The sequence below is a fragment of the Streptomyces albireticuli genome (genome assembly GCF_021228125.1).
GTDB lineage: Bacteria > Actinomycetota > Actinomycetes > Streptomycetales > Streptomycetaceae > Streptomyces > Streptomyces albireticuli.
Genome location: NZ_JAJQQS010000017.1, coordinates 67,176 through 86,453, shown reverse-complemented (window position 1 = coordinate 86,453; position 19,278 = coordinate 67,176). Strand labels below are relative to the sequence as shown.

The 19,278-nt window shown below is 72.0% G+C and carries 23 protein-coding genes; 14 read left to right on the top strand and 9 right to left on the bottom strand.

Annotation, left to right across the window (positions count from 1 at the left end):
- Window positions 1-5: 5 nt before the first annotated feature.
- The gene (locus tag LUZ64_RS27075; RefSeq protein WP_095578752.1) at window positions 6-1,103 is read left to right on the top strand and encodes a type III polyketide synthase; all 1,098 of its coding nucleotides are present in this window, start codon (window positions 6-8) and stop codon (window positions 1,101-1,103) included.
- 63 nt (window positions 1,104-1,166) lie between these two features.
- Here the strand turns inward: LUZ64_RS27075 and LUZ64_RS27070 are convergent, their stop codons facing one another.
- The 3 genes from LUZ64_RS27070 to LUZ64_RS27060 form a co-directional block, all read right to left on the bottom strand.
- Window positions 1,167-1,622, bottom strand: a complete 456-nt coding sequence (locus tag LUZ64_RS27070; RefSeq protein ID WP_095578751.1) for a tellurite resistance TerB family protein — start codon at window positions 1,620-1,622, stop codon at window positions 1,167-1,169.
- A 127-nt stretch (window positions 1,623-1,749) separates the two neighbouring features.
- Window positions 1,750-2,775: a rod shape-determining protein gene (locus LUZ64_RS27065; protein ID WP_095578767.1), complete on the bottom strand. Its 1,026-nt coding sequence runs from the start codon at window positions 2,773-2,775 to the stop codon at window positions 1,750-1,752.
- Window positions 2,776-2,965: 190 nt separating this feature from the next.
- Window positions 2,966-4,651 carry a bifunctional 3'-5' exonuclease/DNA polymerase gene (locus LUZ64_RS27060; protein WP_095578750.1) on the bottom strand — a complete coding sequence of 562 codons (1,686 nt, stop codon included), beginning with the start codon at window positions 4,649-4,651 and terminating at the stop codon, window positions 2,966-2,968.
- Between the two features lie 90 nt (window positions 4,652-4,741).
- Between LUZ64_RS27060 and LUZ64_RS27055 the strand changes: the two genes are divergently transcribed.
- Window positions 4,742-5,077, top strand: a complete 336-nt coding sequence (locus tag LUZ64_RS27055; RefSeq protein ID WP_095578749.1) for a UBP-type zinc finger domain-containing protein — start codon at window positions 4,742-4,744, stop codon at window positions 5,075-5,077.
- A gap of 153 nt (window positions 5,078-5,230) precedes the next feature.
- Here the strand turns inward: LUZ64_RS27055 and rpsN are convergent, their stop codons facing one another.
- Both rpsN and rpmB read right to left on the bottom strand, forming a co-directional pair.
- On the bottom strand, window positions 5,231-5,536 hold the full coding sequence (rpsN, locus tag LUZ64_RS27050; protein ID WP_095578748.1) for a 30S ribosomal protein S14: 306 nt from the start codon (window positions 5,534-5,536) through the stop codon (window positions 5,231-5,233).
- Window positions 5,536-5,772 (bottom strand): 50S ribosomal protein L28, encoded by a 237-nt coding sequence (rpmB, locus tag LUZ64_RS27045; protein ID WP_095578747.1) that lies wholly within the window; start codon window positions 5,770-5,772, stop codon window positions 5,536-5,538. The genes rpsN and rpmB overlap by 1 nt, the downstream gene beginning before the upstream one ends.
- Before the next feature lie 74 nt (window positions 5,773-5,846).
- On the opposite strand from rpmB, the gene rpmG reads away from it, so the two are divergent.
- The 5 genes from rpmG (at window position 5,847) to LUZ64_RS27020 (ending at window position 8,144) form a co-directional block, all read left to right on the top strand.
- Window positions 5,847-6,011, top strand: coding sequence for a 50S ribosomal protein L33 (rpmG, locus tag LUZ64_RS27040; protein ID WP_087926956.1), 165 nt, complete (start codon window positions 5,847-5,849; stop codon window positions 6,009-6,011).
- A gap of 5 nt (window positions 6,012-6,016) precedes the next feature.
- On the top strand, window positions 6,017-6,271 hold the full coding sequence (locus tag LUZ64_RS27035) for a type B 50S ribosomal protein L31 (RefSeq protein WP_095578746.1): 255 nt from the start codon (window positions 6,017-6,019) through the stop codon (window positions 6,269-6,271).
- Window positions 6,271-7,485 (top strand): CobW family GTP-binding protein, encoded by a 1,215-nt coding sequence (locus tag LUZ64_RS27030; RefSeq protein ID WP_095578745.1) that lies wholly within the window; start codon window positions 6,271-6,273, stop codon window positions 7,483-7,485. Before LUZ64_RS27035 ends, LUZ64_RS27030 begins: the two co-directional genes overlap by 1 nt.
- Before the next feature lie 12 nt (window positions 7,486-7,497).
- A complete protein-coding gene (rpsR, locus tag LUZ64_RS27025) occupies window positions 7,498-7,740 on the top strand; it encodes a 30S ribosomal protein S18 (protein ID WP_087926953.1) in 243 nt (80 codons plus the stop codon).
- A gap of 164 nt (window positions 7,741-7,904) precedes the next feature.
- Entirely contained in the window at window positions 7,905-8,144 is a 240-nt protein-coding gene (locus LUZ64_RS27020; RefSeq protein WP_232390372.1) for a DUF397 domain-containing protein, read from the top strand.
- Between the two features lie 129 nt (window positions 8,145-8,273).
- On the opposite strand, the gene LUZ64_RS27015 is transcribed toward LUZ64_RS27020, so the two are convergent.
- On the bottom strand, window positions 8,274-8,768 hold the full coding sequence (locus tag LUZ64_RS27015) for an ATP-binding protein (protein WP_211304911.1): 495 nt from the start codon (window positions 8,766-8,768) through the stop codon (window positions 8,274-8,276).
- A gap of 313 nt (window positions 8,769-9,081) precedes the next feature.
- Between LUZ64_RS27015 and LUZ64_RS27010 the strand changes: the two genes are divergently transcribed.
- From LUZ64_RS27010 to LUZ64_RS26995, 4 genes are all read left to right on the top strand, one after another.
- A complete protein-coding gene (locus tag LUZ64_RS27010; RefSeq protein ID WP_095578743.1) occupies window positions 9,082-9,945 on the top strand; it encodes a Sco1979 family transcriptional regulator in 864 nt (287 codons plus the stop codon).
- Window positions 9,946-10,032: 87 nt separating this feature from the next.
- On the top strand, window positions 10,033-11,490 hold the full coding sequence (locus LUZ64_RS27005) for an aldehyde dehydrogenase family protein (protein WP_095578742.1): 1,458 nt from the start codon (window positions 10,033-10,035) through the stop codon (window positions 11,488-11,490).
- A 180-nt stretch (window positions 11,491-11,670) separates the two neighbouring features.
- Complete coding sequence (locus tag LUZ64_RS27000) at window positions 11,671-12,228, top strand: DinB family protein (RefSeq protein WP_095578741.1); 558 nt, start codon at window positions 11,671-11,673, stop codon at window positions 12,226-12,228.
- A gap of 79 nt (window positions 12,229-12,307) precedes the next feature.
- The gene (locus LUZ64_RS26995) at window positions 12,308-12,904 is read left to right on the top strand and encodes a PadR family transcriptional regulator (protein ID WP_095578740.1); all 597 of its coding nucleotides are present in this window, start codon (window positions 12,308-12,310) and stop codon (window positions 12,902-12,904) included.
- Window positions 12,905-13,069: 165 nt separating this feature from the next.
- On the opposite strand, the gene LUZ64_RS26990 is transcribed toward LUZ64_RS26995, so the two are convergent.
- Window positions 13,070-13,696, bottom strand: a complete 627-nt coding sequence (locus tag LUZ64_RS26990; protein ID WP_232390371.1) for a Uma2 family endonuclease — start codon at window positions 13,694-13,696, stop codon at window positions 13,070-13,072.
- A 162-nt stretch (window positions 13,697-13,858) separates the two neighbouring features.
- Window positions 13,859-14,224: a YbjQ family protein gene (locus LUZ64_RS26985; protein ID WP_087926947.1), complete on the bottom strand. Its 366-nt coding sequence runs from the start codon at window positions 14,222-14,224 to the stop codon at window positions 13,859-13,861.
- Between the two features lie 225 nt (window positions 14,225-14,449).
- Here LUZ64_RS26985 and LUZ64_RS26980 point away from each other — a divergent pair, with 225 nt between their 5' ends.
- Window positions 14,450-15,142 (top strand): DedA family protein, encoded by a 693-nt coding sequence (locus tag LUZ64_RS26980; RefSeq protein ID WP_095578738.1) that lies wholly within the window; start codon window positions 14,450-14,452, stop codon window positions 15,140-15,142.
- Between the two features lie 145 nt (window positions 15,143-15,287).
- The gene (locus LUZ64_RS26975) at window positions 15,288-16,967 is read left to right on the top strand and encodes a threonine/serine exporter family protein (protein ID WP_372472030.1); all 1,680 of its coding nucleotides are present in this window, start codon (window positions 15,288-15,290) and stop codon (window positions 16,965-16,967) included.
- A gap of 219 nt (window positions 16,968-17,186) precedes the next feature.
- On the opposite strand, the gene LUZ64_RS26970 is transcribed toward LUZ64_RS26975, so the two are convergent.
- Entirely contained in the window at window positions 17,187-17,684 is a 498-nt protein-coding gene (locus LUZ64_RS26970; protein WP_095578736.1) for an inorganic diphosphatase, read from the bottom strand.
- A gap of 152 nt (window positions 17,685-17,836) precedes the next feature.
- Here LUZ64_RS26970 and dacB point away from each other — a divergent pair, with 152 nt between their 5' ends.
- Window positions 17,837-19,237, top strand: coding sequence for a D-alanyl-D-alanine carboxypeptidase/D-alanyl-D-alanine endopeptidase (dacB, locus tag LUZ64_RS26965; protein ID WP_308251441.1), 1,401 nt, complete (start codon window positions 17,837-17,839; stop codon window positions 19,235-19,237).
- Window positions 19,238-19,278: the final 41 nt, after the last annotated feature.

The window sequence follows — 19,278 nt, the reverse complement described above, 5'->3', positions numbered from 1 at the left end:
GCGACATGGCAACTCTGTGCAGACCGGCCATCGCGGTCCCCGAGCACATCATCACCCGGGAGCAGACCCTGGAGCTCGCCCGCACCCTGCACGCCGACCATCCGCAGCTTCCGCTCGCGCTGCGCCTGATCGCCAACACGGGTGTGCAGACCCGGCATCTGGTGCAGCCCATCGAGGACACCCTCAAGCACCCCGGCTTCACCGCCCGCAACGCCCGCTACGAGATCGAGGCCAAGGCGCGCGTCCCCGAGGTGATCCTCCGGGCGCTGGACCACGCCGAGCTCACCGCCCGCGACATCGACATGATCGCCTATGTCTCGTGCACGGGCTTCATGATGCCGTCGATGACCGCCTGGCTCATCAACACGATGGACTTCCGGTCCGAGACCCGGCAGTTGCCGATCGCCCAGCTCGGCTGTGCCGCCGGCGGCGCGGCGCTCAACCGCGCCCATGACTTCTGCAACGCCTACCCCGGCGCGAATGTGCTGATCGTGGCCTGCGAGTTCTGCTCGCTCTGCTACCAGCCCACGGACCTGGGCGTCGGCAATCTCCTCTCCAACGGCCTCTTCGGTGACGCCATCGCCTGCGCCGTGGTGCGGGGCGAGGGTGGTGTCGGGGTCCGGCTGGAGCAGAACGGCTCGCACCTGGTGCCCGACACCGAGGAGTGGATCTCGTACGGCGTCCGGGACACCGGATTCCACTTCATGCTGGACAAACGGGTGCCCGGCACGATGGCCATGCTCGCCCCGGCCATGCGCGCGATGGCCGAGCCCCACGACTGGGACGTCTCCGGGCTGGACTTCTACATCGTCCACGCCGGCGGCCCCAGGATCCTGGACGACCTGTGCAAGTACCTGGACCTGCCGCCGGAGATGTTCCGTTACAGCAGGGCCACGCTCACCGAGCGCGGCAACATCGCCAGCGCGGTCATCTTCGACGCGCTGGAGCGGCTGTTCCTGGACGGCGGGGCCGAGGACGCGGCGCGCGGCGTCATCGCCGGCTTCGGGCCGGGCATCACGGCCGAGATCGCCCTGGGTACCTGGACCGAGCCCGGCCGGGCCACCGGCCGCGAGGGCCTGCGCACGGTGGGGCTCCCGGCCTGACGGAAAAGCGCGGACCACCGTAAGGGTGGCCCGCGCTTCACCTGCCGGAAGCGCCGGGGGTGTCTAGAGGTCGAACTCCGCCGGGTCGATGCCCACGGCGAAGCACGCCTCGCGGACCACGGCCTGCTCCGTCTTGTCGAAGTCGCCGTCGGCACCGCCGATCACAATGCCGATCTGAATGACCGCACGCGCCTCGGTGGGCTTCTTCTGCACCTTGCCGATGGTCTGAAGAATGCTGACCTTGCCGAAGTCGAAATCCGTCGACAGCTTCTGGCAGTAGTCGTTGAACCGTGCCTGAAGGTCGTCGGCGGGGAAGTTCTGCAGCACGTCGTTGGTGGCGATCAGCGAGGCGACGCGCCGCCGCTCCGAAGCGTCGATCGAACCGTCGGCAGCGGCCACCAGCGCGCATATCGCCATGCTCGCGTCACGGAATGCGCCGCTCTTCAGGTCGTTCTTCTTCGCCACCAGCTGACCCTGCATCGTCACCGCGGAGTCCTTGAGCCGGTCCCAGAGCGCCATCTGTGTATCTCCTCGTAATCAGGGGTGCACAGATAGAACCGTTCCGAGCGGTAAAGAAGTTCCCAATGGGGCAAAAAGGTGGTGACGAGTCTTCAGGAGAGGGGCAGGGAGGGGGAGATGGCCGACCTCAGGTGCGCAGCTGCTCCAGGTGCAGCGGGCGGATCTTGCCCTCCAATATCGCGCCCAGGCCGACCACGGCGCACACGTCCGGGTTCTCCGCTATGCGGACCGTCATCCCCGTGGCATCCGCGATCATGCGGTCCAGGCCCGGCAGCACCGCGCTGCCGCCCGCGAGCATCACCCCGCGCTCCACGAGGTCCGCCACCAGATCCGGCTGGCAGGCGCGCAGCACGCGCCCGATCGCGTCGATCACGCCCGTCAGCGGGGTCTGGATGGCCTCGCGGACCTGGGCGGTGCTCACCATGACCGTACGGGACAGCCCGGTGGCCACGTCACGGCCGCGGACCTCCGCGCCCTCCTCCATCGGATCCGCCGACAGCGCCAGGTGCAGCGGGTGCAGCCCCTGCGTCGGCAGCATCAGCTCGTGCCGGCTCCGCAGGTGCTGGACCACGGCGTAGTCGATCGCGTCACCGCCCACCAGCACCTTCTCCGCCGCCACGATCGCGCCCAGGGACAGGACCGCCACCTGTGTGGACGCCGCCCCGCACACCACGATCATCGTCGCCTCGGGCTGCTCCACGGGCAGCCCGCAGCCGACGGCCGCCGCGACGAGGGTGTCGACGAGCTCGACGCGCCGCGCGCCCAGCCCCGTCAGGGTCTCGATGGCCGCGCGCTGGGCGATCGGCTCGGCGTCGTGCGGCAGGCAGACGGCCGCGCGCAGCAGCGGCCCGCGCCGCCAGGCCCTCCGGATCTTGTGATGGACGAGGAAGCGCAGCATGCGCTGGGCCATCTCGATATCGACGACGGTGCCGCCGGAGATGGGGCGCACGACCTGGATGTGGTGGGGTGTTCGCCCCGCCATGCCCTGGGCCATGGCCCCGACCGCGATCAGCGAGCCCGTGCGGGTGTTGACGGCCGCGATGCTGGGCTCGTCCACGATCAGCCCGGTGTCCCTGACGTAGACGCGAGTCCGCGCGGCCCCGAGGTCGACGGCGACGGTGCAACGGCGCAGCTGGTCAAGACTGTAGGACAGCACGACGGGTCCTCCCCGGGGGCCGGCGGAACGGGCCGTCCGGGTGTCGACGACCCACCGGCAATCCTGCGCGGCCCGGCGTGTCGCTGCCCGCTGAACTGGGCCGCATGGGGGAGGGGCAGTGACGTGCCGTCAGCGCGAGTCGGCGCGCGCCCGGCCGGGGGGCGTCCGCCGGGGCGGGCCGGGGCGCTCAGCCCTTGGCGTCGGCGTAGCACTCCACGACGGCCGTGGTGAAGGGGAAACGGACCGGGACGTCACCGAAGCAGACCAGGCCGGCGCGCTCGGAGGCGGTGCGGACGGCGGTGGTCACGGCGGGTGCCTCCTCCTCGGGGCAGTGCACGATCACCTCGTCGTGCTGGAAGAAGACCAGCTCGGCGCGGAGCCCGGCGAGCTCCTGGCGAAGCGCGGCGAGCATCGCCAGCGCCCAGTCGGCGGCGCTGCCCTGGACGACGAAATTCCGGGTGAAGCGGCCCCGGGCGCGGCTCGCGGCGCCGCCGCCGTGGGCCCGCGGGTCGTCGGTGGTGTCCTCCTCCTGGGGGATGCCCGCCTCGTCGGGCGTGGCGGTGGAGGCGGGCGGGCAGGTGCGGCCGAGCCAGGTCCGGACGAGTCTGCCCTCCTCGCCCGCGCGGGCCGCCTCGTCGACCAGGGCGACGGCGGCGGGGAAGCGGCGCCGCAGGTCGGCGAGGTTCTTCAGGCCGTCGCCCGAGGTCTGGCCGTAGACCGCGCCGAGCAGCGCGAGCTTGGCGTGCTCGCGGTCGCCCGAGAAGGCCCGGTCGGACAGGGTGGTGTAGAGATCGCGGTCGTCGGCCGCGACCTCCATCAGGCCGGGGTCCCGGGAGACGGCGGCGAGGATCCTCGGCTCCATCTGGTCGGCGTCGGCGACGACGAGCCGCCAGCCGGGGTCGGCGACCACCGCGCGCCGGACCACCCGGGGGATCTGGAGGGCACCGCCGCCGTTGGTGGTCCAGCGGCCGGTGACCGAGCCGGCCGGGACGAACCCGGGGCGGAACCGGCCCTCCCGCACCCAGGTCTGGAGCCAGGACCAGCCGTGCGCGGTGTGCAGGCGGTACAGCTTCTTGTAGCGCAGCAGGGGCTCCACGGCGGGGTGGTCGAGCCGCTCGAGCTCCCAGGCGCGGGTGGAGGAGATCCGGATGCCCTCCCGGGCGAAGGCCCTGACGATGTCGGCCGCCAGGTCGGGCCGTACGCGCACGTCCCCGCCGAAGGCCTGCGAGACCTCCTCGGCCAGCTCCGCCAGCCGCCGGGGCTCCAGGCCGCCCGGATAGCGCTCGCCGAGCAGCTCGGTGAGCAGCTCGTGGTGCACGTCGGCCCGCCAGGGCAGGCCCGCGCGGTTCATCTCGGCCGCCACCAGCGTCCCCGCCGATTCGAGGGCCGTCAGCAGCCGCATCCGGCCGGGGTGCTCGGTGGCGTCCGCGCGGGCCAGCTGGTCGGCGTGCACCGTGACCAGGGCCTCCAGGGGGTCCGTGCCGGCCGGGAGCGGCACCGGGCCGGGCTCGAAGAGGGAAGGCTGGCCCCCGGGCGCCCGCGCGGGCGGATCGGCGGGCACGGGCAGGCCGCGCAGCCGTGCCCATGCCGCGGGGAGCGAGCGGGGCTGACCGGACTGGCCCTCGGCGTGGCCCATGAGCAGCGCCTCGGCGGCCTCCACGTCATGACAGCGGTCGACCCGGATCCCGGCCGCGAGCAGCCGGGGATACGCCTCCGCGGTGGACCGCCACACCCACCGCTCGGCCTCGGGCCGGGATCGCACGGCCTCGGCCAGGCCGGGCGCGGACTCCACCGGCCCGGCCGGTGCTCCCGAGGGGTCGACGGGGCGGAGACGGACACCCCCGTCGTCCGTCTCCGCCACCGCCCACCTCATGTCCGTGAGTCTGCCAGCGGGGTCTGACAACGGCCCCTGACCTCGGTTTCCGCCGCGCGCGATGCCGCCGTCCGGCCTAGGGTGAAAGGTATGAGCGAGCCGACCGGCCGACCGGCCTGGCAGGTCACCGCCGACGTCGAGGGCCGGCCCACGGAGCGTGCCTGCGCCCACCTGGGCGAGGCCCGCGAGGTGGCGCCGAGCACGACGGAGGGCTGTGAGGACTGCCTGCGCACCGGCGGCACCTGGGTCCATCTGCGCGAGTGCCTGACCTGTGGGCACATCGGCTGCTGCGACAGTTCGCCGAACCGGCACGCGGCGGGTCACGCGCGTGCGGAGTCCGGGCATGATCTCGCGCGGTCGTTCGAGCCGGGGGAGGACTGGGCCTGGTGTTACGCGGATCAGTTGCTGCTGCTGCCGACGCGGTAGGGGTGGGCGGGAGTTTTCCCCTGCCCACCCCGCCCCTTCCCGGAACCGGGGCCTCGGGCCTCCGTTCCGCGCTGACGCGCGGTGTCCTCAAGGGCCGGACGGGCCGAAGAACAGCCCGTCCGGCCCTTCGAGGCCCGTCCGGCCCTTCGAGGGCTACCAGCTCGACTTGCGGACCCCCGGCAGGTGGCCCGCGTGGGCCTGTTCGCGGAGGTTGACGCGGGACAGCCCGAAGGCGCGGAAGTAGCCGCGGGGGCGGCCGTCCACCGCGTCCCGGTTGCGGATCCGCGTCGCGCTCGCGTCACGCGGCTGGCGCCGCAGCTCGCGCCCGGCGGCCAGGCGCTCCTCCTCCGGGGCCCGCGGATCGCGGACGACCGCCTTCAGCAGCGCCCGGCGGGCCGCGTAGCGGGCGACCGTCAGCCGCCGCTGCTCGTTCTTCGCGATCTTGCTCTTCTTCGCCATCAGACCTTCCCCCCTCGGGCCCGGATGCGGGCCACGGCCGCCTCGACGCCGATCGCGTCGACCGTCTTGATCCCCTTCGCGCTGAGCGTCAGCCGCACATGGCGGCCCTCGCTCGCGAGCCAGTAGCGCTTGCGCTGGATGTTGGGGTCGAAGCGGCGGGAGGTGCGCCGGTGGGAGTGGGAGATGGTGTTGCCGAAGCCGGGCTTGCGGCCGGTGAGTTGGCAGTGGGCGGACATGGTCAGACCTCCGGATCCGGGGCGGCCCTCACGAGCCTAATGAAAATGGAAACCATTTCTGTATAGTAGCCCGCATGGCCCGCAACGAGCTACGCCCCGTCATCAAGCTCCGGTCCACCGCGGGGACCGGCTACACCTACGTCACCCGTAAGAACCGCCGTAACGACCCCGACCGCATGGAACTGCGCAAGTACGACCCGGTCGCCGGCCGTCACGTCACCTTCCGAGAGGAGCGCTGAGCACGATGCAGCCCGGCATCCACCCGCCCTACGGCCCGGTCGTCTTCCGTGACCGCGCCGCGAACTTCGCCTTCCTCACCCGCTCCACGGCCACCAGTGACAAGACCGTCGAGTGGGAGGACGGCAACACCTACCCCGTCGTCGACGTCGAGATCTCCTCGGCGAGCCACCCCTTCTACACGGGCACGGCCCGCGTCCTGGACACCGCCGGCCGCGTCGAGCGCTTCGAGCGCCGCTACGGCGGGCGCGGGGACCGCTGATGTCGGCCGACCCGCTGTCCGTGGTGCTGGTGGGCGGTCTGCACGCGGACGCCCGCCGCACCGCGGTCGACCGGCTGCTGCACACGGTGCCGGGCAGCGTCGCCCTCCACCACGACCTGTCGGCCGCGGCCGCCGGAACGGTTCACCGGACCGTAAGGGACCGCTCCGGCACCCTCGACGAGGGGGAGGCGCCGCTGGTCGACGACTGCGCCTGCTGCGCCCTGCGCGAGGATCTGGTGCCCGAGCTGGAGCGGCTCGCCGTCGGCGGCGGGTGCCGGCTCGCCGTGGTCGAGCTGTGGGACTCCGTCGAGCCGAAGGCCATGGCCGAGGTCGTGGCCGCCCACGGCGGCGAGCGCGTACGGCTCACCGGGGTCGTCACGGCCGTGGACCCCGCCCTGGTGCTGCCCGCCCTCGGCTGCGGCGACGACCTCGCCGAGGCCGGTCTCCAGGCCGCCGCCACCGACCGGCGGACGGTCGCGGACACCTTCGCCCGTCAGCTGGAGTACGCGAACGTGCTCGCGCTGGTGACGGACACCGCCACCACGCGGCCCGGTGCCCCGTCCGACGAGGAGCCCACCGCCTTCGGCACCCCCGTCGAGCCCGCCGACGCCGTCGACTTCGCCCTGCTCGACCAACTCGTCCCCACCGCGCGCAGGATCCCCGCCGAATCCGTCGACCTCGCCGCCGCGGCCGTCGCCGGGTTCGACGTGGAGGCGGCCGCCGACCGGCAGCACCCCGCCTGCGCCCTGCTGCCGCAGGAGGCCGACGCGGACGGCGTCACCACGCTCGTATGGAAGGAGCGCCGCCCCTTCCACCCCGGGCGGCTGTACGCGGCGCTGGAGGACCTCACCTGCGCCGCCGCCCGCAGCCGGGGCCGGTTCTGGCTCGCCGACCGGCCGGACACCCTGCTCGCCTGGGACGCGGCCGGCGGCGCCCTGTGCGTCGAGGGCGCCGGGCCCTGGCTGGCCGCCCTGCCGGACGCCGCCTGGGAGATGGTTCCCGCCTCCCGCCGGGTGGCCGCCTCGCTGGACTGGCACCCCGAGCACGGCGACCGGACGCAGCACCTCACCTTCACCTCGCCCGGGCTCGACCGCGACGGCCTGTGCGCGCTGCTGGAGTCGTGTCTGCTGACCGACGCCGAATACGAGGCGGGCCCGGACGCCTGGCGGCTGCTCTCCACCGCTTTCGACACACTTCTCGATCCCGTTTCCTGAAAGGACTTCTCCGTGCCCCGCCGCCCCGAACACCGCAAGAACCTCAAGCCCCGCCCGAATCCCCTGGAAACCGCGGGCATCACCTACATCGACTACAAAGACACCGATCTGCTGCGGAAGTTCATTTCGGACCGCGGGAAGATCCGTAGCCGCCGGGTGACCAGGGTCACCGCCCAGCAGCAGCGACAGCTGGCACGTGCGATCAAGAATGCCCGGGAGATGGCGCTCCTGCCCTATTCGGGCAACGGGAAGTAGATGTGAAGTCCTCCGGTAGCGGCGCCGGGAAGTAGTGGCGGCGACACCGAAAGTGCACGTGCATTCGCCCATGCAGAAGCACATGAACGCGGCTATGATCCGGAGTAGTTGTCATCCCCACCATTCGTGCCGGGGTGCCCCCTGCAATGCTCCGGGAGAGTCCTGTGCCTCACGCGTACAACGGCATGGCTGCCGCGGACCTCGACGGCGTCGTCTGGCGGAAGAGCCGGCACTCGAACTCGCAGGGCTCGTGCGTGGAGTTCGCGAAGCTGCCGGGCGGCGGGGTCGCCGTGCGCAATTCCCGCCATCCGGAGGGCCCGGCCCTCGTCTACACCCCGGCGGAGATCGAGGCGATGCTGCTGGGGATCAAGGACGGCGAGTTCGACTATCTGGTGACCGACTGAGCCGCCGGCCCGGCGTGGGCCGGGCCCCGGGCGGGAGAGCGACCCGGCGAGACGGGAAGCCGATCGTCCTGTTCCGGCCGATTCCCGGGGGAACCGGCGTCGGACCCGCTGTCGGTCCCGGACCCGCCGTCAGTCCAGGGCGTCCGGCAGGCGGAAGAGCGCCCATACGACCTTGCCGCGCAGTGCCCCCGCCAGCGGGTGCCAGCCCCAGGTGTCGCTGAAGGACTCCACCAGGAACAGCCCGCGCCCGCACTCGGCCCCGGCGTCGGCCTCCCCCGCGACCGGGCTCTCCTCGCTGGGGTCCCGCACGGCGCACACCAGCCGCGACGTCCAGCGCATCAGGTGCAGCCGCACCGGAGCCTCGCCGGCCGTGCCCATGGGGTCGGCGGGAAGGGCGTACCGCATGGAGTTGGTGACCAATTCCGAGACCACGAGCGCGACATCGTCGAAGAGCCCCGGGAGATCCCACTGCTGAAGTGTGGACCTGGTGAACCGCCGGGCGGTCCGGACCGCCTCGAAGCGGGGAGGAAGTGCACAGGCGGCCGAGTTGGATACGGCCGAGGGGGCGATCGGTGGCAGCCCTCGCCACAGAGGTGAGAGCACGGTCGATCCTTCGGTACCCATCCGAGGCACTCCTGGCAATCGTGGACGTGACACGCACGTGTGCGTCCCCCATGGTTCCCAATGGAGGGGGCGGATGCAAGGGCAGATGCACGTGCACGTGGGGGTTTTGGGGGCGCACGATCCCGTTAGGGAGTAATTCTTCCTACGCCCTCCTGCGTACGTTGTCCGAACTGCACACGGCTGGGTAATCGGATGCACACTCAACGGAGCCCGAAGATGGCAGACTTCACGGCCGGGGGTAGCGGGGGTCGCCCCGGAAGGGTGCGGAAGCGGCACGACCGGTACAGGAACCGGAAGAGGAGGAGTCGCAGAGATGGCCACGAGCGAGTCGAGCGGTTCTGTGGTGCGCCGCATACTCCTGGGCTCCCAGCTCAGGAGGCTGAGGGAGTCGAGGGGCATCACCCGCGAGGCGGCCGGCTACTCGATCCGGGCGTCCGAGTCGAAGATCAGCCGTATGGAGCTGGGGAGGGTGAGCTTCAAGGCGCGGGACGTCGAGGACCTGCTCACGCTCTACGGCGTGACGGACGAGCAGGAGCGCGAGGCGCTGCTGGGCCTGGCCCGTGAGGCCAACGTCGCCGGCTGGTGGCACAGCTACGGCGACGTCCTGCCCGGCTGGTTCCAGACCTACGTCGGCCTGGAGGGCGCCGCCTCGCACATCAACATCTACGAGGTGCAGTTCGTGCACGGCCTGCTCCAGACCGAGGGCTACGCCCAGGCCGTCGTGGTGCGCGGCCAGCCCACGGCCGAGGAGGCCGAGGTCGAGCGCCGGGTGTCGCTGCGCATGGAGCGCCAGAAGCTGCTGTTCTCGGAGCGCGCCCCGCACTTCCACGCGGTCCTCGACGAGGCCGCGCTGCACCGCCCGTACGGCGGCCGGGACGTGATGCGCGGGCAGCTGGAGCACCTGATCGACATCTCCGAGCAGGCCAATGTCACGCTCCAGGTGATGCCCTTCGCGCACGGCGGGCACGCAGGGGAGAGCGGCGCCTTCACGATGCTGCGCTTCCCCGAGTCGGACCTCTCCGACGTGGTGTATCTGGAGCAGCTCACCAGTGCGCTGTATCTGGACAAGCCCGACGAGGTGGCGCAGTACGGAAAGGCGATGGAGCGGCTGCACGAGGACAGCCTTCCGCCCGCCGCCACGCGGGACTTGCTGAGGCGCCTTCTTCAACTCGTCTGACACATCAGTACGATGACGTCCCATCAGGAGTCGCATACCGGTTCGGGCGCCCCGGGCGCCCCCGTAATCTCCAGGCAGGGATGGCGCATGTCCTACTTCGACGAATTGGCTTTCCAGTACATCGACGGCGAATGGCGGGCCGGCACCGGCTCCTGGGACATCGTGGACTTCAACCCCTACGACGGGGAGAAGCTCGCCTCCATCACCGTGGCCGGGGTGACCGAGATCGACCAGGCGTACCGCGCCGCCGAGCGGGCCCAGCGGGAGTGGGGCGCCACCAGCCCGTACACCCGGCGGCTCGTCTTCGAGCGGGCGCTGCGCGTCGTCGACGACCGGGAGGCGGAGCTGTCCGCCGCGATCACGGCGGAGTGCGGCGGTACGGCCGTCAAGGCGGCCTTCGAGCTGCACCTGGTCCGGGAGTTCCTGCGCGAGGCGCTGCATCTGGCGCTGCGCGCCGAGGGCCGTATCCTGCCCTCGCCGGACGACACCAAGGAGAACCGTCTCTACCGGCTGCCGGTCGGGGTCGTGGGGGTGATCAGCCCGTTCAACTTCCCGTTCCTGCTCTCCGTGAAGTCCGTCGCCCCGGCGCTCGCGCTGGGCAACGCCGTCGTCCTCAAGCCGCACCAGAACACGCCGATATGCGGCGGCGGCCTGGTCGCGAAGGTCTTCGAGGAGGCCGGGCTGCCCGCCGGGGTGCTCAACGTCGTCGTCACCGACATCGCGGAGATCGGCGACGCGCTGATCGAGCACCCGGTGCCGAAGGTGATCTCCTTCACCGGCTCCGACAAGGTCGGCCGCCATGTGGCGACCGTCGCGGCGTCCCACTTCAAGCGCGTCATCCTCGAACTCGGCGGCAACAGCGCCCTGATCGTCCTGGACGACGCCGACATCGACTACGCCGTCGACGCGGCCGTCTTCAGCCGCTTCATCCACCAGGGCCAGGTCTGCATGGCGGCCAACCGGGTGCTGGTGGACCGGTCGGTGGAACGGGAGTTCACCGAGAAGTTCGTCGCCAAGGTCAGGACCCTCAAGGTCGGTGACCCGGGGGACCCGGCCACCCACATCGGCCCGCTGATCCACGCCGGCCAGGCCGAGGCCATCAACGCGCTGGTCGAGCAGACCCTCGCCGACGGTGCCACCGCGCTGCTGAGGGGCGGCACGGACGGCACGCTCGTCGAGCCCACGATCCTGACCGGTCTGCCGGCCGACTCGCCGGTCCTGTGTCAGGAGATCTTCGGCCCGGTCGCCCTGATCGTCCCCTTCGACGGGGAGGAGGAGGCCGTCCGGATCGCCAACGCCACCCCGTACGGGCTGAGCGGCGCCGTCCACACGGGGGACGTCGAGCGCGGCGTCCGGGTCGCCAAGCGCATCGAGACCGGCATGATCCACGTCAACGACAGCACCGTGCACGACGAGGCGATCGTGCCCTTCGGCGGTGAGAAGCACTCGGGTGTGGGGCGGCTCAACGGCGAGTCGATGGTCGACGCCTTCACCACCACCAAGTGGATATCCATCCAGCACGGGCGCAGCAGATTCCCCTTCTGATCGCCTTGCGGGCCCCGTTCCGGGCGGCGTCGTCCTCGGGCATCACCGGTTCCGGAGGGAGAATCCGGAGGGAAGACCGGATGCTTGAGGGCGCGTCAGCCCGCATATAGGACGGGAACTGTCCTCATCGGGTCCTAGCCTGTGGTCCACGAGGCCGACGTACGACGAAAGGCGGACCCCATGGTGACGCACGTGATCGAGAAGGATCCCTACGACGAGCGCGGCACGCTGCTGGCCTTCGTGGAGGCCCAGCGCGGCGGGCTGCGCCGGGCGCTGCTGGGCCTGACCGACGAGCAGGCGGCGCGGCGGACGACCGCCAGCGAGCTGACCCTCGGCGGCCTCCTCAAGCACGTCGCGGAGACCGAGGACACCTGGGTGCGGCGGGCCCAGGGCGTGGCCCCCGAGATCCCCCGCGACCCGTCGAACTGGGGAGACAGCTTCCGGATCCTTGAGGACGAGAGCGTCGCCGGCATGCTCGCCTACTGGGACCGTGTCGCCGCCGGCACCGAGCGGTTCATCCGCGCGGTCCCGAGCCTCGACGACACCTTCCCGCTGCCCGACGCCCCCTGGTTCCCGCCGTCCACCCGGGTGTCGATGCGCTGGCTGCTGGCGCACCTGGTCGAGGAGATCGCCCGGCACGCCGGGCACGCGGACATCATCCGCGAGTCCCTCGACGGGAAGACGGCGTTCACGCTCGTGGCGGAGGCCGGGGCCGAGGGGCCGGAGCGCGCGGAGTGACGTTCGCCCCCGCCACCGGCTCGCCCGCCGCCTAGTCTGGGCCGCGGAAGAGCGGGCGGAGCGGTGGATTGGGGAGACGATGTCGGCGATCCGGCTGCTGGTGCTGGGGGCGGTGCGGCGGCACGGGCGGACGCACGGCTACCAGGTGCGCAACGACCTGGAGGACTGGGGCGCGCACGAGTGGTCCAACGCCAAGCCCGGCTCGATCTACCACGCGCTCAAGACCATGGCGAAGCAGGGACTGCTGATCGCCCACGACGTCGCCCCGAGCGAGGCCGGCGGCCCGCCGCGCACGGAGTACGAGCTGACGGCCGAGGGCGAGGCCGAGTACTTCCGGCTGCTGCGGGAAGCCCTCTCCTCCCACGACCAGAAGGTCGACGTCCTTACGGCGGGCGTCGGCTTCCTCGTCGACCTGCCGCGCGCGGAGGCCGTCGCCCTGCTGGAGCGGCGCGTCGAGGCGCTGCGCGCCTGGCGCGAGGAGATCCGCCGTCACTGGACCCCCTCGGAAGGGGAGGACTGGGGGCACATCGGCGAGATCATGGGGATGTGGGTGCACACCGCGGAGAGCGGGGAGGCGTGGTCCCTGGGGCTGATCGGCCGGCTGAGGGCCGGGGCGTACGTGATGGCGGGGGAGGAGCCGGGAGGGGACCGGGAATCCGGTGCGTCCGGCGGTTGAACCCACCCGTCTCGGCGATGTGCCGCGAGACGCCGGGGGCGGACGAGCCTGTACCTGTGGACCGAGATGCCCCGCTCCCCGTGCCGACCGGTCACGCTCCTGGGTGCCACGCCCTTGTGCGGCGCCAGGCCGGATGCCCGCCACCCGGTCCGGCGCGCGCTTCGCTCAGACCTCGATGAGACCGCGGAGATCGATCACCACGGGGAAGGGCACGTCCGTCTTGAGCGTGCCGGTGTGGGTGGGGCGGTCGGGGCTGGGGGCGTAGACGCCGGACTCGTGGTGTCGCCAGAACTCGTGGACCACGGGTAGGTCGTCCTCGCCACGTTCGACGCGCCAGTAGTGGGCAATTCCGGCCTCGGCGTACAGGGCGGGCTTCAAGAACCGGTCTTCGAGGCGCGAGCCGGGGGAGACGACCTCGATGGCGAGGGCGGTCTTCTCCCCGGGGATGCAGTCCACTGTGTGGATGTCGAGCCCGCGTTTGTCGAAGACCACGACGTCGGGCTTCGGGACGTTGCGGTCGTCGAGCGCGACCGCCTGCTCGCAATTGACCGTGAACGGCTCACGCAGGCTGCTCCGCAACCGGAAGTACAGCTCGTCCCGCACACGGTTGTGCCACCACTTGGTCGCTCCTCGTACCACGATCTTCCCGCCCAGTAGTTCCCAGTCGAAAGGCAGGACCAGCTCCTTCACCTGGTCGTACGTCCAGCCGTCCTCCGGCGGGTACAGCCAGTTGTCCGGAGTGGCCTGCTCCCCCTGCTGCTGCCTGGCTTCTGCGGCCATCACTGCTCCCATGGACGGGATGGTGTACGAGGTCGTGGACACATGTCCCGGAAGGGACGATAGCGGCACTCGTAGAGGTGATGGCGCACCGTTTCTCCCCTCCGCAGTCATAGAACATGTGCTCACACAGCGGTGGGGTGGGCCAGGAGGTCCCTGCCCGCCCCACCGCCCCCGTCACGCCCGGGGCGAGATCACCACGGCCGTGCCGTAGGCGCAGACCTCCGTGCCCACGTCCGCCGCCTCCGTCACGTCGAAGCGGAACATCAGGACCGCGTTGGCGCCGCGCGCCTTCGCCTGCTCGACCAGGCGCTCCATCGCCTGGTTGCGGGTCTCGACCAGCGTCTTGGTCAGGCCCTTGAGCTCGCCGCCGATGAGCGACTTCAGCCCCGCCCCGATCTGGCTGCCGACGTGCCGGGAGCGCACGGTCAGCCCGAAGACCTCGCCGATCACCCTGTCGACCCGGAAGCCCGGTACGTCGTTGGTCGTGACCACGATTACATCCGACTGGGACTGGCCGCCGCCGTACTCCTCGATGCCCATCGCATCCACCTCCGTGTGTGCAGTTTTGTCGCTTGTTGTCCCGGACGCATGCGGGGCTGCGCCGGTTGAGTGGGAACGCGAGTTCGAAGTGAGAGGGGCTCTGGAACCAGGGGCACGGCGGACACGTTGATAACTTGGGGCCGCACACCACCCCATCCCGCCTGTGCCCGCGGGCCTCGCACGAGCCTGCGCCCACGACTCAGGAGCCACCTACCCGTGACCCCCATGACCACCCTCGCGCTCGGCCCGCAGTGGCTGGACGCGAACTATCTGATCGAGCAATTCGGTCTGATCGGCGTCCTGGCCATCGTCTTCGCGGAGTCCGGCCTCCTGATCGGCTTCTTCCTGCCGGGCGACTCGCTGCTCTTCACCACCGGCCTGCTGGTCACCACCAACCAGATCGACAAGCCGCTGTGGCTCGTCGCCACGCTGGTCGTGCTCGCCGCCATCCTGGGAGACCAGGCCGGCTATCTCTTCGGCCGTAAGGTCGGACCCGCGCTCTTCAAGCGCCCGGACTCCCGCCTCTTCAAGCAGGAGAACGTCGAGAAGGCGCACGAGTTCTTCGAGAAGTACGGGCCGAAGTCGCTGGTCCTGGCCCGTTTCGTGCCGATCATCCGCACCTTCACGCCGATCATCGCCGGCGTGAGCCGGATGAACTACCGCTCGTTCCTGATCTTCAACATCATCGGCGGTGTCCTCTGGGGCGCCGGTGTGACGCTGCTGGGCGCCGCCCTCGGCAAGGTCGAGTTCGTCAACAAGCACATCGAGCTGATCCTCGTCGCCATCGTGCTGATCTCGGTGGTGCCCGTCGCCATCGAGCTGCTGCGGGCCCGCTCCAAGAGCAAGAAGGCACCGGCCGCCCAGGGCGGTCACGACGGCCGCCCGCCGGTCCAGCGCGGGCGTCACGCCAAGCGCTGAGCCGCCGCCCCACGGCCACCGCGGGCCCCTCGCGCCACCGTCTCACCGCCGTCCGGAGTGTGCCCAGGACCACGCTGGGCACACGGGCCACTGATCAGGCATGGTGGCCATAGCAGGGCGGCAGGAGGCGTAAGAGGAGCGCGTGGTGGCGGATCGCAAGAGGGGCGGCAGGGCCGCGGACGCGGAGCAGGCCGAGGACCGGAAGCCGCAGTCCGACGAGGCGCACAGCGCCTTCACCCCACCGCTCGGGGTCCCGCTCCCGCCGCCGCCCGAGGACGACCACCCGACCTCCGAGTTCGCCGTCCCCGAGGGCATCGCCCCGGAGTCCGGCGCCGAACCGGAGGGCTCGGCCTTCACGCTCCCGCCGGGCACCTCCGTCCCCGTCGCCCCCCAGGCCGTCTACCCCGCCTTCACCCCGCCGCACGGCATACCCAGGGTCAGCCTGACCAAGGAGGCGCCCTGGCAGGACCGGATGCGCACGATGCTGCGGATGCCGGTCGGCGAGCGGCCCGCCCCCGAGCGGGCCGAGAAGCAGGACGAGCCCGGGCCGCCCGTCCCGCGCGTGCTCGACCTCACTCTGCGCATCGGCGAGCTGCTGCTCGCGGGCGGCGAGGGCGCCGAGGACGTCGAGGCGGCCATGTTCGGCGTCGCGCACGCCTACGGGCTCGACCGCTGCGAGCCGACCGTCACCTTCACCCTGCTGACCGTCAGCTACCAGCCGTCCCTCGTCGACGACCCCGTCACCGCCAACCGCACGGTCCGCCGGCGCGGCACCGACTACACCCGGCTCTCGGCCGTCTTCCGGCTCGTCCACGACATCACCTCCCGGGGCCTGACCCTGGAGGAGGCGTACGGCCGTCTCGCCGAGATACGCCGCAACCGCCACCCGTACCCCGGCTGGGCGCTGACCGCCGCCTCCGGGCTGCTCGCCGGCGCGGCGAGCATGCTCGTCGGCGGTGGGGTCGTGGTCTTCCTGGCGGCCGCCGTGGGCGCGATGTGCGGCGACCGGCTGGCCTGGCTGGCCTCGGGGCGCGGGCTGCCGGAGTTCTACCAGTTCGTGGCCGCCGCGATGCCGCCCGCCGCGATGGGCGTGGCGCTCAGCGCCAGCCACGCGCACGTCCAGGCGTCCGCGGTGATCACCGGCGGTCTGTTCGCGCTGATCCCCGGGCGGGCGCTGGTGGCGGGCGTGCAGGACGGCCTGACCGGCTACTACATCACCGCGGCGGCCCGGCTGCTGGAAGTCGGCTATCTCATCGCCGGCATCGTCTGCGGCGTGCTGATCGTCCTCTACGGGGGCGTGCGCATCGGCGGCGGCACCCTCAACCCGGAGGCGGCCCTGGAGCGGCAGGAACGGCCGGTCCTCCAGATCATCGCGGCGATGCTGCTGGTCTTCGCCTTCGCCGTGCTGCTCCAGCAGGAGCGGAGCACGGTGCTGGCCGCGACGCTCAACGGCGGCGTCGCCTGGGTGATCTACGCGGCGCTCGCGGACACCGCCGGGGTCGACCCCGTGCCCGCCACGGCCATCGCCGCCGGGCTCGTCGGCCTCTTCGGCCAGCTGCTCTCCCGCTACCGGTACGCGTCCGCGCTGCCGTACGTCACGGCGGCGATCGGGCCGCTGCTGCCCGGTAGCGCCACGTACTTCGCGCTGCTGAACTTCGCGAAGAACGAGATGAACGCGGGCATCTCCAGCCTCACGAAGGCGGCGGCCCTCGCGCTGGCGATCGCGATCGGGGTAAACCTGGGATCCGAGGCGGCCCGGCTGTTCATCAGGGTGCCGGGAGGCGCGGGTACGCGTCGCGCGGCGAAGCGGACGCGGGGGTTCTGACCTCGCGGGTCCGGCGGTGCGCCGGGCGCGCGGAGCCGCTGTGCCCCGCGGCGGGCTCCAGCCCGTCCCTGGAGACGCCCGTCCCTGGAGACGGGAGCCCGGGGCGGTCCTACCCGCCGGACCGGGCGGAAACGCGGCCGGTCCGGGAGACGTTCGAGGGGCGGGGCCCCGTACGGCCGTGCCGCACGGGGCCTGCCCGTCGAACAAGAGCCGTCAGGCTCAGTGGTGGGCGCCACCGGCGGCCTCGAGGCGCTTGTAGGACGCCTCGATCTCCGCCTCGGCCTCCGCGCGACCGACCCAGTCCGCGCCTTCGACGGACTTGCCCGGCTCCAGGTCCTTGTAGACCTCGAAGAAGTGCTGGATCTCCAGGCGGTCGAACTCCGACACGTGGTGGATGTCGCGCAGGTGCTCCACGCGCGGGTCGCTCGCCGGGACGCACAGCAGCTTGTCGTCGCCGCCGGCCTCGTCCGTCATGCGGAACATGCCGATGGCGCGGCACTTGATGAGGCAGCCCGGGAAGGTCGGCTCGTCCAGGATGACGAGGGCGTCCAGCGGGTCGCCGTCCTCGCCGAGGGTGTTCTCGACGAAGCCGTAGTCGGCCGGGTAGCTGGTCGAGGTGAAGAGTCGACGGTCCAGGCGGATGCGACCCGTCTCGTGGTCCACCTCGTACTTGTTCCGCGAACCCTTCGGGATCTCGATGGTGACGTCGAACTCCACGGGTGGCTCCTCCATGATCAACACATACGTCTGGTGGTTAAGTGTCTCTCACGCGGGTGTGTGGTGGCGAAAGGGGCTGGTCCGACGTGCCTGAGGCCAGGTCGTGGCAGATCGGGTGGTGGCGTGAAGCCCCGCCTGTACAACGCCGGACAGTGCGATTCGTCGCGGTTTCCGCCCTGGCCGGTTTGGTGGCGGCCGGTGGCGCCGTGGGCGTCGCGGGCCCGTGGGAGGGCGGCCGGCGCGTCGCCGAGCGGGAGCGGGCGGCGGCGGGTACGGACCGGTCGGCCGACCGCGAGGAGACCCGGCGGCCCGGCCGCTCCGCCGCGCCCCCCGTCCTGGTGGGCGCCGGCGAGCGCGGCGCCGCCCGCGAGGCCGCCCCGGACGGCCTCGCCGCCGCCCTTGAACCGCTGCTGAAGGACCCCGCGCTGGGCGACCGGCGCTCCGCCGCCGTCTACGACGCCGCCACCGGCAAGCGCCTCTACGGCTCCGACGAGGGCACCGCCCGGACCCCCGCCTCCACGATCAAGCTGGCCACCGCCGCCGCGGCGCTCTCGGCCCTGGGCCAGGACCACCGCGTCGACACGACCGTGGTGGCCGACGGCGGCGACCGGATCGTGCTCGTCGGCGGGGGAGACCCCACGCTCACGGCGCGCGACGACGCGGCCTCCGGGCCGCAGCGGCCCGCGAGCCTGAAGGAGCTGGCCCGGAGCACCGCCCGGGCGCTCAAGGCGCGCGGCAAGGACCGGGTCGAGGTCGGCTACGACACCTCCCGTTACTCCGGCCCCGCCCTCCACCCCATGGGCCCCGACGAGAACATCGCGCCCGTCAGCGCCCTGATGGTCGACGAGGGCCGCCTCGACGACTCCGACCGCGGCCCGGCCGAGCGCTCCGCGGACCCGGCCGCCGACGCGGCGAAGAAGTTCGCCGGCCTGCTGCGCGACGAGGGCGTCGCGACGGACGGCGACGTGACGCCCCGCCGCGCCGGGGACAAGGCGGAGCGCCTCGCCGCGGTGTCCTCACCGACCGTGGCCGCGCTCGTCGAGCGGACCCTCACCAACAGCGACAACGACATCGCCGAGGCGCTGGCCCGGCAGACCGCGCTCGCCTCGGGGCAGGAGGCGAGCTTCGAGGGCGCCGCCAGGGCGGTCACCGCGCGGCTGGACGCGCTGGGGCTCCCCGGCGCCCGGATCGCCGACGGCAGCGGCCTGGACCGCGCCGACCAGATCTCCGCGGACCTCCTTGCCCGGCTGCTCGTACGGGCCGCCGAGCCCGGCCGCCCCGGGCTGCGCCCGGTCCTCACCGGTCTGCCGGTGGCGGGCTTCAGCGGCACCCTGCGCGGCCGGTACGCGGACGAGGCGGCGGGCCGCGGCCTCGTCCGGGCCAAGACCGGCACGCTGAGGGGGGTGAACACGCTGGCCGGGACCGTGGTCGACGCCGAGGGCCGGGTCGTGACGTTCGCGTTCATGGCCTCCGGGACCGAGGACGCGGACGCCGCGCAGCGGGCTCTGGACCGGCTGGCCGCCAAGGTGGCGGACTGCGGCTGCCGGAGCTGACCCGTTCCGGCGGTTGTCCACAGCCCGCGGGACCGCGCTAC

Excerpts from the sequence above, each read along its gene's own strand:
- LUZ64_RS27075 (WP_095578752.1), top strand. The coding sequence starts at position 6 with ATGGCAACTCTGTGCAGACCGGCCATCGCGGTCCCCGAGCACATCATC.
- LUZ64_RS27070 (WP_095578751.1), bottom strand. The coding sequence starts at position 1,622 with ATGGCGCTCTGGGACCGGCTCAAGGACTCCGCGGTGACGATGCAGGGT.
- LUZ64_RS27060 (WP_095578750.1), bottom strand. The coding sequence starts at position 4,651 with ATGAGGTGGGCGGTGGCGGAGACGGACGACGGGGGTGTCCGTCTCCGC.
- LUZ64_RS27055 (WP_095578749.1), top strand. The coding sequence starts at position 4,742 with ATGAGCGAGCCGACCGGCCGACCGGCCTGGCAGGTCACCGCCGACGTC.
- rpsN (WP_095578748.1), bottom strand. The coding sequence starts at position 5,536 with ATGGCGAAGAAGAGCAAGATCGCGAAGAACGAGCAGCGGCGGCTGACG.
- rpmB (WP_095578747.1), bottom strand. The coding sequence starts at position 5,772 with ATGTCCGCCCACTGCCAACTCACCGGCCGCAAGCCCGGCTTCGGCAAC.
- rpmG (WP_087926956.1), top strand. The coding sequence starts at position 5,847 with ATGGCCCGCAACGAGCTACGCCCCGTCATCAAGCTCCGGTCCACCGCG.
- LUZ64_RS27035 (WP_095578746.1), top strand. The coding sequence starts at position 6,017 with ATGCAGCCCGGCATCCACCCGCCCTACGGCCCGGTCGTCTTCCGTGAC.
- LUZ64_RS27030 (WP_095578745.1), top strand. The coding sequence starts at position 6,271 with ATGTCGGCCGACCCGCTGTCCGTGGTGCTGGTGGGCGGTCTGCACGCG.
- LUZ64_RS27015 (WP_211304911.1), bottom strand. The coding sequence starts at position 8,768 with ATGGGTACCGAAGGATCGACCGTGCTCTCACCTCTGTGGCGAGGGCTG.
- LUZ64_RS27010 (WP_095578743.1), top strand. The coding sequence starts at position 9,082 with ATGGCCACGAGCGAGTCGAGCGGTTCTGTGGTGCGCCGCATACTCCTG.
- LUZ64_RS27005 (WP_095578742.1), top strand. The coding sequence starts at position 10,033 with ATGTCCTACTTCGACGAATTGGCTTTCCAGTACATCGACGGCGAATGG.
- LUZ64_RS27000 (WP_095578741.1), top strand. The coding sequence starts at position 11,671 with ATGGTGACGCACGTGATCGAGAAGGATCCCTACGACGAGCGCGGCACG.
- LUZ64_RS26995 (WP_095578740.1), top strand. The coding sequence starts at position 12,308 with ATGTCGGCGATCCGGCTGCTGGTGCTGGGGGCGGTGCGGCGGCACGGG.
- LUZ64_RS26990 (WP_232390371.1), bottom strand. The coding sequence starts at position 13,696 with ATGGGAGCAGTGATGGCCGCAGAAGCCAGGCAGCAGCAGGGGGAGCAG.
- LUZ64_RS26985 (WP_087926947.1), bottom strand. The coding sequence starts at position 14,224 with ATGGGCATCGAGGAGTACGGCGGCGGCCAGTCCCAGTCGGATGTAATC.
- LUZ64_RS26980 (WP_095578738.1), top strand. The coding sequence starts at position 14,450 with ATGACCACCCTCGCGCTCGGCCCGCAGTGGCTGGACGCGAACTATCTG.